This is a genomic window from Mycobacterium sp. Dal123C01 (genome assembly GCF_052566995.1).
On record NZ_CP199580.1, the window covers coordinates 4,164,827 to 4,178,959 of the forward strand.

The following is a 14,133-nucleotide window of genomic DNA, read 5'->3' on the forward strand; positions in this document are numbered from 1 at the left end:
CGCTATTCGTCGCCGAACGCGGCGTAAAGCTCAGGCAGGAAGCCCGCCAGGTGATTCATCTCCTGTGCACAGTGCGCCAGCAAGTTGCGGGCGTTGGTTTCCGCGTTGCCAAGTATCCGTGCCGCGATCGGGCGCACCGCACGTGATGCCACGCCGGGCGCGTTGCGTACCGCGATATACGGCCCGCCCATCCAAAATCGGGACCGCATCTCAGAGCCGCCGTGCGTTGACCGGACGTGGTGGATGAACCACCCGACGTCCACCGGGCCGTCACTGGCGCCCAGCCGGGCACAGATCGCCACCGCATCCGCACTGTCGGGCGGACAGCCCATTTCCGCCGGTGCGACGAATTGGATTGCGCCATTGAGCATTGTTGAGCCGATGTACTCGCTGATCAACGACCAGCGGCCGATGTAACGCTGGGCGCGTGGGCGACCGGCATCGTCGTTGTCCTGCTCTCCGTCTTTCCAAGCGGCGGACAGATGCGCCCGTGGATGCCACAGCTTGTAACGGCGGGTGTCACTGCCGTGCCAGCCGAACCACCAGGACCACATCGCCGGCGTGACCCCGGGCATGTCGGTGCGTACCGACACTTGATAGCTACCGTCGTCGAGAACTCCGTAGCCGTTCTCGGTCTGCTGGTACCCCTCGTCGGCGACGCTCGCGGCGTCGCCGAACGCCGACAATGCCATCCCACCTTGCGGGCCATGCTGCAGCGCCTCGACGACATGTGCTGGGAGCGCAGCCATTTCGGGATTGAAGAATTTGCCGAATGGCGTGTTCGCATCGTCGTCGCGGTAGCCCAGGTAAAGTTCGCTGGCCATCAGAGTCGCCCCATCCAACTATTGAACAGACCATCTGGGTCATAGGCGGTGCGTGTCTTGTCGAGGCGGACCATGGCCTCGTCACTGGCGAACCGGGCCGGACGCTGGCCGAGGTTTTCGTCGGCCAGCTGAATGCCGGTGGCCAGATGCGACATCGCGGCCATGTTGGATTGCGCCCAGTCGCCGTACTTCGCGTCGTCGGATTCGTTCTTCCAGGCGCCGTAGAGCGCCAGGTAGACCTCGTCCTCAATGCTGTAGGCCATGTCCGGGCGTTTCGGCGACGGTCCCCAGTTCAGCCACAGGAAGTGCGACGGGTGGTCGGGAATCGTTTCGATGATGTTGCGGATGCCCGGCAACAGGTCCTCCGCGGAAGCCCCCGTCCACATGTTGTCCGCGGCGTAGCGGTAGTCGGAGAGGTAGTTGCTCATCACGGCGGTGTACCAGGTGGGCATATCGGTTGGCATGTAAGGAATCTTGACCAGCGCCTTGTCGATAACCGGCACGGTTCCGAAAATGGCCAGTGCTTCTTCGGCTTCTTTTTCGGTGTCGGCGAAGGCCGGCGACGCGAAGGTGATGGCCGGGGTCTCGAGGTTCATGCTCGGAACGCTTCGGCTTGCGACGATTTGCATTTCGACGCGACGGTCCACTTCGGCGCTGACGTTGCGCGCCCAGGTGTAGATCTCGTCGGCGAGTTCGATCGGGTAGACGTAGACGCTGGTGCCGCAAGCGCCCGGGCGCTTGTGCAGCTTGAGATAGAACGAGGTGACCACGCCGAAGAAGCCCGGCCCGGCGCCGCGCGCCGCCCAGTACAGATCGCTGTGATTGTCCGCGTCACAGTGGATTTGCTCGCCCTCCGCGGTGATCACGTCCAGGCCGATGACGTTCTCACACGCCAGGCCCCAGACTCGGCTATTCCAGCCGTACCCGCCCTGTAGCAGGTAGCCGCCGACGCAGACGCCCTTACAGTGCCCGGCGGGAAAGAAGAGATTCTGGGCTTCCAGCTCACTCATGAGGATGCTGCCGCCCTTACCCGGACCGACGACGGCGATGCCCTTTTCGGCATCGATGGTCGCGTGGTCGATCCGGCTGACGTCGAGCAGCAAAGCGCCATCGCGGAGGTGGTTGGCCGCCCAGCTATGGCCGCCCGAACGGATATTGACCTTGTGGTCGTGGGACTTGGCGTACCGCAACGAGCTGACGATGTCGTCGGTATCGGCGGCCGCAACGATCACGTCTGGGTAGCGCTCCGGCACGCGCTGGTTCCATACGGTGCCGCGACGGGCGGCTTCATACCCGTCGTCGCCGCGAAAGAAGTGCCGCCCTGCAGGTAGCGCACTCATCTGGAGCTCCTTTGATCCACTCTCCGGTCCTTGGTAATCCGCATTGCGGAACACTATAGTGGAAGAGTGCCGTCCACGGAACCCACTCCACCAACGAATCGCGACGAAGGCATCCAGGTGCTGCGTCGTGCGACCGCCGCTTTGGATGAGATCGCAGCCGAGCCGGGACAACTCCGGCTGGTCGACCTCGGTGAGCGGCTTGGACTGGCCAAATCGACGGCTCGCCGCCTACTGGTCGGCCTGGTTGAGGTCGGATTGGCCAGTGTCGACCCGCAAGGTCATTTCTCCCTGGGTGAGCGCCTGCTGGGATTCGGCAGCGCCGCCGGCACGCACGTCTCGGCGATCTTCCGGCCCACCATCGAACGAGTCGCCCGTGCAACCGACGGTGAAACGGTCGATCTGTCCGTGCTGCGTGGCCAGCGGATGTGGTTCGTCGACCAGATCGAATCGTCGCACCGGCTCCGGGCGGTCTCGGCGGTTGGCGTCCGATTCCCGCTGGAGGTGACCGCGAACGGCAAGGCGGCGCTGGCGGCGCTGGATGATGCCGAGGCAGAGGTGGTGATCTCCCGGTTCAGTTCCGGGGTCGCCGCCCGGTTGCGCCGCGAGACCGCTGAGATCCGGCGGACTGGGCTTGCTTTCGACCGGGGGGAACATACCCCCGGAATTTCGGCGGCCGCCATCGCGCGACGGACTGTGGGCGACAACGTCGTCGCCATCTCCGTGCCGGCGCCTACCGAGCGTTTCCTCGAAAAGGAGCAGCGCATCATCGCAGCATTGCGCACGGCGGCCGACTCACCGGCCTGGACGCGTTGACGCGTGTGCCGCTAGGGCCGGCTCGGGGCCTGGAAAACCAGGGTCACTGGATCAGGTTTATCGCCTGGTCGATCGTTTTCCGACGGCGTCGCAAGCCTCGTGCCCGGGCCGGCCACTGCAGTTCGAGCGGGAAAACGTCGTGCTCCAAAGGCTTTTGGTCAATTGGTTGTTGACGTGGGTTGGCACGGCCGTGGTACCCCCCAGGGACCCCGGCCGCGCCAAGTTCTTGCTCACTTGTCAACAGCTCAGCGCTGCCGCCCCGGTAAACAGTTGACCCCACTCGTGGCGCGCTGCTGACTGCGCCTCTATGAAGCTGGATGTCCTCTCCCCCTCGCCTGCGAGATGCACAAGCGCCCATGCCATCGCGAATACCGGAACCCGGTGACGCACTGCCGCGCTGTGTAATTCGTCGAAAGCCATCTCCGAACGGCACCGGCGGAGTCCGATAATGATCCCCCGTGCGGTGTCGAGAATGCGGCTGGAGTTCGGGCCACACGAAGTTTGTGCGGGAACCCAGTTCACCATGTTGTGCATACCTCCTGTTGCGCCATGACAAAAATCCGCTACCCCACATAGCGAACAAGAACCCGTGCGAGAATCCATAACTCGTGACTGTGGTTCTCAAAGGCGCACTGTGCCATGATTTGTGGAGCGGCAAGGTTATGCCATACCGCCGTGCACATCGATACGTGCTTGTGACCGTGTCGATACCAAATCCGACGCCAATCACCGCGAGGTGTAACGCCGCTCTCATTAATGCAGACAGATAGGGGGCCGGGTTACGTAACTGCCAGTCGCAGGCGGCTTTTGGCGGGCGCACTCGTCAATGCGCTGCCTCACAGGATGGAGTTGAGGTCTTTCGCTTTCGCGATGTCGTCCCACTCAACGCCGAGTTCGAGCAAAATTTCCTCGGTGTGCTGACCGTGTTCTGGAGCACGCGCGGGAAGCGGTGGAGTTTCGTTGAATTGAACCGGCGCAGCAACGATTCGGTATTTCTCACCATGATCGTCAATATTTGTCACCACGTAGCCATTGGGTTCCACCTGCGGATCATTGAGGGTCTCCCGCGGCGTCGCCAGTGCCCCCCACACCCCAGGTTCGTGTTCGAGCACCTTCTGCCAGTGCGCGAGATCATGGCCGGCAAACGCATTCGCCACGATCTCGGTCGCCGCGGCCGCGTTCGCGATCAGGTTGCTCGAGGGTACGAATCGCTCATCGGTGGCTAACTCCGAAAGACCCATCCGCTCGCAGAATCCCGCCCAGAATCTGTCGGGTTGCAAGAAGACCAGCTGGATCCACCTGCCGTCTTTGGTTTTGTATCGGTTCACCAGCGGGTTGATGGACAATCCAGGTGGTGCACCTGGAATGCCATCGATGTCAAAGAAATCCGCTGCCGAAATCGACGGTGCGATGGACCACATTGCTTGCGCCAGCAGCGAGGAATCCACGATGGTCGGCTCACCGGTCCGTTCCCGGTGGAACAACGCTGCGCACACGCCACCGGCAAGCGTTGCGCCACCCTGCAGGTCACCAAAACCGGGGCCCTGAACGGCGGGCGTATCGGTCCCGAAAGGCGTAAGTGTGTAGGCAACCCCGCCACGGGCCAGATATGTGGCGGCATCGAACCCGCCGCGATCCCGATCCGGACCGCGGACCCCCAGGCCGGTGCCGCGCGCAATGATGACCTTCGGGTTGAACGCGCGAATGTCGTCGACGGTTAGTCGGGCCCGCTCCAGTGCGCCGGGCAGCCAATTGGTCAGGAACACATCGGCAGTGGCCACGAGGCGGCCGAACAGCTCGCGGCCCATATCGGATTTGACGTCGATCGCGATGCTGCGTTTGCCGCGGTTGCCCAATTCGAGGATGAAGTCGGCGTCGGGACGGGCCGCCTGGCGGGTGAATCCGCCCACGACCAAGGCTCGCCCCGGGTCACCGAACGCGACGCCCTCCACTTTGATGACGTCGGCGCCCCAGTCCGCCAGGGCGGCTCCGGCTGACGGCACGTATGTCCACGACGCCAGTTCGACAATCCGCACGCCCTGAAGGACTCCACCGTGCACGTCTGACATCGCCAACCCCCTCGGTCCCGGACCTGTCCTTGCTATTTTAGATATTCTAGTTACTCTAAGGGATATTGATAGCCCGGCTACAGCCACGCGCAGTTTTCGTGGAAGAGATGCGATGGAGCCGATCGTTGGTCAGATCCCAATCCCCGATGCGGTAAACGTGTTGCGCACCAGAGCTTGCGGCAGCCGGCCGATTCATCCCCGCGTCATCGGCGCGTTCGCCGGCATGGGAATCCACCGTGGTAACGAGCGGCTTTGGACCCCAACTTGGGTCTCTCTAACGGGCAGGGTTATCGGCACCGGGACGAAGGACGGGCGATGGGCAGGGTAGCGGGCAAGGTAGCCGTGATCAGCGGCGCCGCGCGGGGTCAGGGGCGGTCGCATGCGCGGATGCTGGCCGCCGAGGGTGCCGACATCATTGCGGTGGATTTGTGCGCGGACATCGCCACCAATGAGTATCCGCTGGCACGGCCGGAGGATCTGGACGAGACGGCGCGGCTGGTCGAGAAGGAGGGGCAGCGCGCTTTCACCGCAATCGCCGACGTGCGCGACCGGATGGCCCTGTCCACAGCGATCGACGAGGGCGTCGCCGAACTCGGACACCTCGACATCGTGATCGCCAATGCCGGCATCTGCCCGCTCACCGCGGGCCTGCCGCCGCAGGCCTTCGCCGATGCAGTGGATGTGGACCTGCTCGGCGTGCTCAATCTGGTCCACGCCAGCCTCAAGCATCTGCAGGCGGGAGCGTCGATCATCGTGATCGGTTCCAACGCGGCATTCATGTCGTCGATGAACACCTCCGGTATCGATGGCGGCACGGGCGGAGCCGGATATGCCTTCGCGAAACTCGCTGCCGCGCACTATGTCAACGACTTCGCCCGGGCGCTGGCTTCGTTCTCCATCCGGATGAATGCGGTGCACCCGACCAACGTCAACACCGATATGTTGCACAGCGCGCCGATGTACCGGGCCTTCCGGCCCGACCTGAAGAACCCGACTCGTGAGGACGCCGAGCCGGTTTTCCCGTTAGTCCAGGCGATGCCGATCCCCTACGTCGAACCCGAGGACATCAGCGAGGCGGTGCTGTTTCTCGCCTCCGACGCCGCACGCTATATCACCGGGCAGCAGTTGCGCGTCGACGGCGGCGGCTTCCTCAAGGTCAAGCCATGGTCAGGCGCGTGACGGCATTGGCACCAATCGGACCGCACCACAACGGAACTACGCAATGACCGACGCGGGATCCCGAGACATACCCAAGGACGTTCAAAGGCGTCTCTACGCGCTGATGATGCTGATGAAGGCGGCCGACGACCGGCTCTCCAAGGGCATCGGCACCGGTGAGTTCATGTGCGTGTACTGGCCGTCGCGCGGTCAGGAAGCGATCGCCGCCGCGATGGGTGTCGCGCTGCGGCCCGACGACCAGCTGGTGACCACCTACCGCGGACTGCACGATCTCATCGGAAAGGGAGTCCCGCTCGAGGAGATCTACGGCGAGATGATGGGACGCACCGTCGGCGCCAGCCGTGGCAAAGGCGGCACCATGCACATCGCTAAACCCGAAGTCGGCGTGATGCTTTCGACCGGCATTGTCGGGGCCGGACCGCCGGTGGCCGTGGGACTAGCGATGGCCGCCAAGCGCAAGGGGCTCGATCGTGTCACCGTGGTCAGCTTCGGCGATGGCGCCACCAACACCGGCTCCTTCCACGAAGCGGCCAACATGGCCGCACTCTGGGATCTGCCCATGGTGTTCGTTTGTCAGAACAACCAGTACGCCGAAATGACGCCGACGCGCGACACGATGAAGCTCGCGCAGGTAGCCGACCGCGCTGCCGGATACGGCATGCCAGGTGTCCGGGTCGACGGCAACGACCCGTTAGCAGTGAAAGCCGTGCTCGACGATGCGCTGCAGCGGGCACGCGGGGGCGCCGGCCCCACCTTCGTCGAGTGCGTGACATTCCGCTTCCGCGGCCACTATTTCGGCGATCGGATGCCCTACATCCCCAAGGAACAGCTGGAAGCGGCGATGGCTGCCGACCCGGTACCGCGCTTTCGCCGGCAGCTTGCCGACGCCGGCATCTGCGGTGAGGAGGAACTCGCTCGCATCGACGACGAGGCGCTGGTCACGGTGGAATCCGCCCTGCAGACGGTGATGAACGCGGATTCCCCGTCGGCGGCCGAGCTCGACCAGGACGTGTATGCAACTCCGATCAAATTCCCGGTCTGAGGATTCTTGATGGAACAAAGAGAGGCGATGGACGAGAAAGAGATGACGATGCGCGAGGCGCTGAACCTCGCGCTGGATCAGGCGCTGCAGGCCGACGACCGAGTGTTTTTGCTCGGTGAGGATATCGCCGATCCCGGTGCCTCCGGACCGACAGCCGGATTGTCGACCAAGTACGGCCACGACAGGGTCCTCGACACTCCGATATCGGAAGCCGCGATCGTCGGTGCGGCGATCGGCGCCGCGATCGACGGGCTGCTGCCGGTGGCCGAGATCATGATCATGGACTTCATCGGCATCGCCGCCGACCAGCTCATCAACAACGCCGCCAAGCTGCGGTTCATGACCGCTGGACGGACAACGGCGCCGATCACGATCCGTACCCAGGTTTATGCCGGGCTGGCCACCGGTGCCACGCATTCGCAGAGCCTGGAAGCGTGGTTCATGCATATCCCCGGGATGAAGGTGATCGTGCCGTCCACCCCGCGTGACGGCAAAGGACTACTGACAACCGCGATCTTCGACGAAGACCCTTGCTTGTTCATCGAGACCATTCGGTTACAAGGCAAGAAGGGGCCCGTCCCTGTCGATCCCGGATTCTCAATTCCCTTCGGCCAGGCCGACATCAAGCGGCCAGGCAGCGATGTGAGCCTGATCAGTTACGGCCGCAGCGTGCACGATGCGCTCGCCGCCGCGGTCACACTGGCCGAGCAGGGTGTGAGCGCCGAGGTGGTCGACCTGCGCACACTGGTGCCTCTGGACGTGGAGATGATCGTCGAGTCCGTCCGGCGCACCCGCAGGGCCGTCATCGTCCACGATGCGGTGCAATTCGCCGGACCAGGTGCCGAGATCGCCGCAATCCTGCAGCACGAATTGTTCGGCGAGCTGGCCGCACCCGTCGAACGGGTCGCCGCCAGGTTCGTCCCCAACCCGGCGGCCGCGGCGCTCGAGGCGCAGATGTACCCGTCGCCGGCGCGCATCGTCGATGCTGCGCAGCGCACCCTCAAGAAGACGAATGCGCATGGCTGACTTCATTATTCGCATCCCGCGTGTGTCGGTCGCGGTCTCGGAGGCCGAACTCACCAGGCTGCTGGTCGACGCGGGTGAGCGCGTCGAGGCGGGCACGCCGATCTACGTGATCGCCACCGAGAAAGTGGAACAGGAAATCGAAGCGGGAGCATCCGGCACCGTGCAGTGGACGGGCCAGGTCGGGACCACCTACGACATCGGCGCAGAAATCGGCGTCATCACTTCATAGAGGAAGGGCACGAACAGATGGATTTCAACGAGACTCGCGAGCGGATCATCTATCAGAAAGACGGGCCGATCGCGAAGATCACGCTGAACTGGCCGGAGAAGGCCAACGCTCAGGACCAGAAGCTGGCCGAAGAAGTCGACGCCGCGTTGCTGGATGCTGACCGCGATTACGACATCAAGGTTTTGGTCCTGCGGGCCAACGGCAAGGGCTTCTGCTCGGGACATGCCATCGGCGACAACTCCACCGACTATCCCGCGTTCGTGGAGAACTCCTTGGTTCAGGGTCACCCGTGGAAGGCGCAGTCCGACCTGTTCGTCAAGCCGACGCTGAACCTCTGGGAGTTCTCCAAACCCACCATCGCGCAGGTCCACGGCTACTGCGTAGGCGGCGGTACGCACATGGGCCTGACCACCGACATCGTCATCGCCTCCGAGGACGCCTACTTCTCCTACCCGCCCCTGCAGGGGTTCGGCATGCCATCCGGTGAATGTTCGATCGAGCCTTGGGTATTCATGAACTGGCGCCGCGCCGCCTACTACCTGTTCACCGCCGAGGTGATCGACGCCAAGAAGGCGCTGGAGGTAGGGCTCGTCAACGAGGTGGTCAAGCGGGAGGACCTGGACGCCCGCGTGGACGCGATCGCCCGCCACATCGCCCAGGCACCGCTGACGACGCTCATGCTCACGAAGGCCAATCTGAAGCGGGCGTGGGAACTGATGGGCATGCGGGTGCACTGGCAGACCTCCAACGATCTGGTCGCGCTCGCGTCGATGAGCAAAGATGTGCAGCAGCTGATCGGTCAGGTTCTTCAGGGCAAGATCAAGCCCCAGGAGATGGCCAATCGCCAGGCCGCGGCCGCCGCGTCCACCGACGGCGCAGCCGGCGCGTAAGACCGCTGTTGAACATCGCCGATCACGCGGTCGCTGCCGCACAGTCGCCGGCACTGGTTACCGACGGCGGCACGATCTCGTTCGGCGAACTGTATGCCCGCAGCCAACAGGTCGCGGCGGCGCTGCACGGTGCGGGACTGCGCCGCGGCGACGGCGTCGCCCTGGTGCTGTCGAACCGGCCGGAGTTCTTCGAAATCACCTGGGGCTGCCAGCTTTCCGGGCTCTACTACACCGCAGTCAACACTCATTTCACTCCCGACGAGGTGGCCTACGTCATTGGCGACTCCGACGCCAAGGCGGTGTTCGTCGACGCTTCGATGGCCGACATCGCCGCCCACGTGCGCAATGTCAACACGGCAGTCGAGGTCCACATAGTTGTCGGCGGCGCCGGGCCCACGTTGCCCGGCTGGTGCCGATATGACGAGGTGCTGGCAGCGGCGGGTGCCGCCCCGCCATTGTCGGACGGATCCGAGATGCTCTACTCGTCGGGCACCACGGGACGGCCCAAGGCCGTCCGCCGACCGCTGCCGGCCGACGGCAACGGCTCCTGGGCGCAGTCCGTCCTGGAGATGGCGTTAACCCATCGTTACGGCATGAGCCCGTCGAGCGCGTACCTCTCCCCCGCGCCGCTCTATCACGCGGCCGGGGTGAACTACACCATGGCGGTCAGCCGGGTGGGCGCCGCATCGATCATCATGGAAAAGTTCGACGCCGAAGCTGTCCTGCGGCTGATCGAGACCCACCACATCACGCATGCCCAGTTTGTTCCGACGATGTTCGTGCGGATGCTCAAACTGCCCGAGGCAGTGCGCCGCAAGTACGACGTGTCCAGCCTGCGCTGCGTGATCCACGCGGCCGCTCCCTGCCCGGTGGACGTCAAGCACGCGATGATGGAGTGGTTCGGGCCGATCATTCACGAATACTACGGAGGCACAGAGGGATTCGCGGGGACCCTGATCGGCCCCGAGGAGTGGCTTGCCCACCCCGGCTCGGTGGGCGTACCGATGGCGCCGGTGCACGTGGTCGGCGACGATGGACAAGAGCTTCCCATTGGCCAGCCTGGAGAGCTTTACTTCGAAGGTGGACCCGATTTCGAGTACTTCAAGGATCCGGCCAAGACCGCGTCGGTGTACAACGAACGCGGGTGGCGGTCTTTGGGGGATATGGGGTACGTCGACGAGGACGGCTACATGTACCTGACCGATCGGTCGACGTTCATGATCGTCTCCGGCGGGGTGAACATCTACCCCCAGGAGGCGGAGAACCTGCTGATCATGCATCCTCAACTGGTCGACGCGGCGGTCTTCGGCGTTCCCAACGACGAATTCGGCGAAGAGGTCAAGGCCGTGGTGCAACCGGTCGAAGGCGTCATCCCGGGGCCCGAATTCGAGGCCGAGCTCATTGCGTATTGCCGAGCCCACCTGGCCGGCTACAAGTGTCCGCGCACAGTCGAATTCGACCCGGAATTGCCGCGCGACCCGAACGGAAAGCTCTATAAGAGACGCATTCGTGAGCGTTACTGGCTGGGGCGCGCCTCACGGATCGTGTGACGCTGACACAAGGGATGACGAGATGGCTGTAGAGACGGGCGGGGTACGAACCTCGGCTAAGGCAGCGGCGAACTGGACGGCGTTGCCGGTGCCGTGGGCGGTCGAGAGCGCCGATCGAATTCCCAAGCAGCGCTACTACGACCCCGACTTCTACGCGCTTGAGGCCGAGATGTTGTGGCCGCGGGTGTGGCAGATGGCCTGCCGGCTCGAGGAGATACCCAAGCCGGGCGACTACGTGGAGTACGAGATCCTCGACGAGTCGATCATCGTGGTGCGGGTCGACAGCGAAAATGTGCGGGCCTATCACAACGCGTGCCGCCATCGCGGGGTAAAGCTGGTGGAAGGCAATGGGAATCGGCGTACTTTCGTCTGCCCATTCCATGGCTGGTGCTGGGGCCTCGACGGGCGCAATACCTTTGTGCTGCGGCCCGAGGCCTTCGCCGAGGAGAACATGCGCCCCGATGACCTCGAACTTGTTTCGGTCAGAAGTGAGCTGTGGGGTGGATGCGCATGGATCAACCTCGACGACGGCGCCCCCTCGTTGCGGGACTGCTTCGAGCCGTTCGCGACGATCTACGACGCCTGGAAAGTCGAATCGATGCGCGTCGAGTGGTGGCAATCGTGCCGGCTTCCGGTGAATTGGAAGCTGGCGACGGCCGCCTTCATGGAGGGCTACCACGTGCCACAGACGCACCCGCAGCTGCTGCCTTCGAGCATGCCCAAGACCTCGAGCCCACCGGGGCAGCCGCCCGGGCTGACCCAGGCCAACCTGTACTTCATGCGGACACTTGGCGAAGGCATGGCCGGCATGACGCATGAGAATGACATCCGCATCGCCGAGGGCCTGCAGAATATGGAGCTGCCGGCCGATCCGGCCGCGGCGATGGCCGCTTGGCGCAGCACGCTGAATGACGCGGTGGTCGACTGGCATCGGGCCCGCGGCTGCGACATGCCCGACCTCAACGACTTGGCGCGGCGCGGCATCGTCGAGGCCATCAATTTCGCATTCCCGCACTATTTTCTGCTGCCCCAGTACAGCAGCGCCTCGTCGTACCGGATCCGCCCGCTCGGTCCCGAGGAGACGTTGTTCGAGATCTGGTCACTCACCCGCATCCCACCGGACCAGGTCACCGGCAAGCCGACACCACCGGAACCGATGGCGCCCGACGACCCGCGCTGGCCGCCGATCCCCGCCCAAGATTTCTCCAACCTGCCGCGACAGCAAAAAGGACTGCACTCCAAGGGGTTTGAATACATGCGATTGTCGGACCAGATCGAAGGACTGATCTCGAACTTCGAACGAGTCGTCGACGGATTCCTTGCCGGCTTGCCTTACGAGGCGCTGGTTCCCGCGATTCAGAAGACGAACACCACCATCGACGTGCCGGTCGCCGACTTGGGATTCACCCCGGAGGGACGATGACCACCCAGTGGGACCGCTCGGTGGACCTGCTCATTGCGGGCAGCGGCGGCGGCGGCATGGTGGCGGGGCTGGCCGCGCTGGACTGTGGGCTCGAGCCACTGATCGTCGAAAAGCAAGCTCTCGTCGGCGGATCGACCGGGCTTTCCGGCGGTATCGTCTGGCTGCCGAACAACCCGTTGATGCGCGCCGATGGCATCGCCGACTCGCATGAAGACGGTTTGGCCTATTTGGACGACGTGGTCGGCGATATCGGTGCGGCGTCCTCGCCCGCGCGACGGGAGATGTTCCTCTCCGCAGGCTACGAGATGATCAATTTCCTGATGCGCAAAGGTGTTCGGTTGATCCGCTGCGCCGGTTGGAGCGACTACTACCCGAATCACAAGGGCGGCAACGAGTCCGGCCGAGCCGTCGAGGGAATTCCCTTCGACGCGGCCGAGTTGGGGAGCTGGCACGACAAGGTGCAGCCGCCGCTGGCCAAGAACTACGGGTACGTGGTGCTTACCAACGAGCTGCGTTCGGTTCAGTATTTCAACCGTTCACCCCGCGCATTCGCGGTGGCGACAAAGGTGTTCGCGCGCACCGCGGCGGCGCGAGCCCGCCGGAGCCAGATCCTCACGAACGGCTCCTCGCTGATCGCTCAGATGCTCAAGGTGATGATCGATCTCGGTGGAAGTCAGCCGCCGCTGTGGACGAATAGCGCGATGCAAGATCTCATCGTCGAGGACGGCCGCGTCGTCGGCGCGCGCGTCAGTCGTGACGGCGTCCCGCTGAACGTGGAGGCACGTAAGGGAGTCCTGTTGGCCGCCGGTGGCTTCGGCCACAACAAGGAGATGCGCCGCCGGTACAGCGGTGATCAGCCCAACGAAGGCCAGTGGTCGATCGCTAACGCGGGTGATACCGGCGAAGTGCTCGAGACCGCGATGCGGCTGGGCGCGAAAACTGATCTCCTCGACGAAGCATGGTGGCTGCCTTCGGTTTTCATCGCCAACGGGGGTGCCGTGGCCGCATCCCTGGGCTCGGGACGACAGCGTCCCGGCGCCATCTACGTCGATTCGACCGGCCGGCGGTTCTGCAACGAGTCGAACTCCTACGTCGAGGTCGGCAAGGCGATGTACGCGAACAAAGCGGTGCCCTGCTGGATGATTTTCGACGACGGATACGTACGCAGATACGTCACCAGCGCTAATCCGCTGAAGCGCGGTCAGCACCTGCCTGCCGAGCTGATCGAGAACGGTGCGGTCAAACGAGGCGACACCATCGCCGACCTGGCCCGCCAAATCGACCTGCCCGCCGACGAGCTGATGCGCACTATCGAACGGTTCAACCGGTTCGCCGCCAAGGGCCTGGATCCCGACTTCGGGCGGGGCCAGTCGGCCTACAACGACTGCCTCGGCGATCCGGGCTACCGGCCGAATGCCGCCATCGGACCGCTGGATCGCGCTCCGTATTACGCGACCAGGGTCTTGCCGGCTGACGTCGGAACCTGCGGAGGCGTGATCACCAACGAGCACGCCCAAGTGCTCGACCAGCAGGACCGGGTGATCGACGGCCTCTACGCGACCGGGAACACCACCGCGACGGTGATGGGGCGTACGTATCCGGGCGCCGGCGCGAGCATCGCCAGCTCGATGGTCTTCGGCTACGTCGCCGCACGGCACGCTGCCGGCCGAAAAATCGCCGGCGAGATGAGCCGCTAAAACATTTCCGCCGAGTGTGCGGCCAGCTTCACGTTCGGCACCGAGTTTGCG

At 64.1% G+C, this 14,133-nt stretch carries 13 protein-coding genes; 9 read left to right on the forward strand and 4 right to left on the reverse strand.

From position 1 onward, the window contains the following. Positions 1 to 2 precede the first annotated feature (2 nt). Both ACTXG5_RS19635 and ACTXG5_RS19640 read right to left on the reverse strand, forming a co-directional pair. The gene (locus ACTXG5_RS19635) at positions 3 to 824 is read right to left on the reverse strand and encodes a DAPG hydrolase family protein (protein WP_445160380.1); all 822 of its coding nucleotides are present in this window, start codon (positions 822 to 824) and stop codon (positions 3 to 5) included. After that, complete coding sequence (locus ACTXG5_RS19640; protein WP_445160381.1) at positions 824 to 2,164, reverse strand: FAD-binding oxidoreductase; 1,341 nt, start codon at positions 2,162 to 2,164, stop codon at positions 824 to 826. Before ACTXG5_RS19640 ends, ACTXG5_RS19635 begins: the two co-directional genes overlap by 1 nt. 66 nt (positions 2,165 to 2,230) lie before the next feature. Between ACTXG5_RS19640 and ACTXG5_RS19645 the strand changes: the two genes are divergently transcribed. After that, positions 2,231 to 2,977: an IclR family transcriptional regulator gene (locus ACTXG5_RS19645; protein ID WP_445160382.1), complete on the forward strand. Its 747-nt coding sequence runs from the start codon at positions 2,231 to 2,233 to the stop codon at positions 2,975 to 2,977. 237 nt (positions 2,978 to 3,214) lie between these two features. Here ACTXG5_RS19645 and ACTXG5_RS19650 read toward each other — a convergent pair whose 3' ends face one another. Next, a complete protein-coding gene (locus ACTXG5_RS19650; protein WP_445160383.1) occupies positions 3,215 to 3,502 on the reverse strand; it encodes an ANTAR domain-containing protein in 288 nt (95 codons plus the stop codon). 311 nt (positions 3,503 to 3,813) lie between these two features. Then, a complete protein-coding gene (locus ACTXG5_RS19655; protein WP_445160384.1) occupies positions 3,814 to 5,046 on the reverse strand; it encodes a CaiB/BaiF CoA transferase family protein in 1,233 nt (410 codons plus the stop codon). Between the two features lie 315 nt (positions 5,047 to 5,361). Between ACTXG5_RS19655 and ACTXG5_RS19660 the strand changes: the two genes are divergently transcribed. The 8 genes from ACTXG5_RS19660 to ACTXG5_RS19695 are packed head-to-tail and all read left to right on the forward strand — an operon-like array spanning position 5,362 to position 14,082. Continuing rightward, the gene (locus ACTXG5_RS19660; RefSeq protein ID WP_445160385.1) at positions 5,362 to 6,225 is read left to right on the forward strand and encodes a mycofactocin-coupled SDR family oxidoreductase; all 864 of its coding nucleotides are present in this window, start codon (positions 5,362 to 5,364) and stop codon (positions 6,223 to 6,225) included. A gap of 43 nt (positions 6,226 to 6,268) precedes the next feature. Further along, positions 6,269 to 7,267, forward strand: coding sequence for a thiamine pyrophosphate-dependent dehydrogenase E1 component subunit alpha (locus ACTXG5_RS19665; RefSeq protein ID WP_445160386.1), 999 nt, complete (start codon positions 6,269 to 6,271; stop codon positions 7,265 to 7,267). A gap of 27 nt (positions 7,268 to 7,294) precedes the next feature. After that, the gene (locus tag ACTXG5_RS19670; RefSeq protein ID WP_445164503.1) at positions 7,295 to 8,293 is read left to right on the forward strand and encodes an alpha-ketoacid dehydrogenase subunit beta; all 999 of its coding nucleotides are present in this window, start codon (positions 7,295 to 7,297) and stop codon (positions 8,291 to 8,293) included. Further along, positions 8,286 to 8,522: a lipoyl domain-containing protein gene (locus tag ACTXG5_RS19675; protein ID WP_445160387.1), complete on the forward strand. Its 237-nt coding sequence runs from the start codon at positions 8,286 to 8,288 to the stop codon at positions 8,520 to 8,522. Before ACTXG5_RS19670 ends, ACTXG5_RS19675 begins: the two co-directional genes overlap by 8 nt. 17 nt (positions 8,523 to 8,539) lie before the next feature. Beyond that, positions 8,540 to 9,412, forward strand: a complete 873-nt coding sequence (locus ACTXG5_RS19680) for an enoyl-CoA hydratase-related protein (RefSeq protein ID WP_445160388.1) — start codon at positions 8,540 to 8,542, stop codon at positions 9,410 to 9,412. A gap of 8 nt (positions 9,413 to 9,420) precedes the next feature. Then, positions 9,421 to 10,962: an acyl-CoA synthetase gene (locus tag ACTXG5_RS19685; protein WP_445160389.1), complete on the forward strand. Its 1,542-nt coding sequence runs from the start codon at positions 9,421 to 9,423 to the stop codon at positions 10,960 to 10,962. Between the two features lie 22 nt (positions 10,963 to 10,984). Next, positions 10,985 to 12,385 (forward strand): aromatic ring-hydroxylating oxygenase subunit alpha, encoded by a 1,401-nt coding sequence (locus ACTXG5_RS19690; protein ID WP_445160390.1) that lies wholly within the window; start codon positions 10,985 to 10,987, stop codon positions 12,383 to 12,385. Continuing rightward, the gene (locus ACTXG5_RS19695; RefSeq protein WP_445160391.1) at positions 12,382 to 14,082 is read left to right on the forward strand and encodes an FAD-binding protein; all 1,701 of its coding nucleotides are present in this window, start codon (positions 12,382 to 12,384) and stop codon (positions 14,080 to 14,082) included. The genes ACTXG5_RS19690 and ACTXG5_RS19695 overlap by 4 nt, the downstream gene beginning before the upstream one ends. Positions 14,083 to 14,133: the final 51 nt, after the last annotated feature.

What these genes read in the sequence shown, in the direction of transcription:
- ACTXG5_RS19635 (WP_445160380.1), bottom strand. Translation starts at nt 824, where the DNA reads ATGGCCAGCGAACTTTACCTGGGCTACCGCGACGACGATGCGAACACG.
- ACTXG5_RS19640 (WP_445160381.1), bottom strand. Translation starts at nt 2,164, where the DNA reads ATGAGTGCGCTACCTGCAGGGCGGCACTTCTTTCGCGGCGACGACGGG.
- ACTXG5_RS19650 (WP_445160383.1), bottom strand. Translation starts at nt 3,502, where the DNA reads ATGGTGAACTGGGTTCCCGCACAAACTTCGTGTGGCCCGAACTCCAGC.
- ACTXG5_RS19655 (WP_445160384.1), bottom strand. Translation starts at nt 5,046, where the DNA reads ATGTCAGACGTGCACGGTGGAGTCCTTCAGGGCGTGCGGATTGTCGAA.
- ACTXG5_RS19660 (WP_445160385.1), top strand. Translation starts at nt 5,362, where the DNA reads ATGGGCAGGGTAGCGGGCAAGGTAGCCGTGATCAGCGGCGCCGCGCGG.
- ACTXG5_RS19665 (WP_445160386.1), top strand. Translation starts at nt 6,269, where the DNA reads ATGACCGACGCGGGATCCCGAGACATACCCAAGGACGTTCAAAGGCGT.
- ACTXG5_RS19670 (WP_445164503.1), top strand. Translation starts at nt 7,295, where the DNA reads ATGGACGAGAAAGAGATGACGATGCGCGAGGCGCTGAACCTCGCGCTG.
- ACTXG5_RS19675 (WP_445160387.1), top strand. Translation starts at nt 8,286, where the DNA reads ATGGCTGACTTCATTATTCGCATCCCGCGTGTGTCGGTCGCGGTCTCG.
- ACTXG5_RS19680 (WP_445160388.1), top strand. Translation starts at nt 8,540, where the DNA reads ATGGATTTCAACGAGACTCGCGAGCGGATCATCTATCAGAAAGACGGG.
- ACTXG5_RS19690 (WP_445160390.1), top strand. Translation starts at nt 10,985, where the DNA reads ATGGCTGTAGAGACGGGCGGGGTACGAACCTCGGCTAAGGCAGCGGCG.
- ACTXG5_RS19695 (WP_445160391.1), top strand. Translation starts at nt 12,382, where the DNA reads ATGACCACCCAGTGGGACCGCTCGGTGGACCTGCTCATTGCGGGCAGC.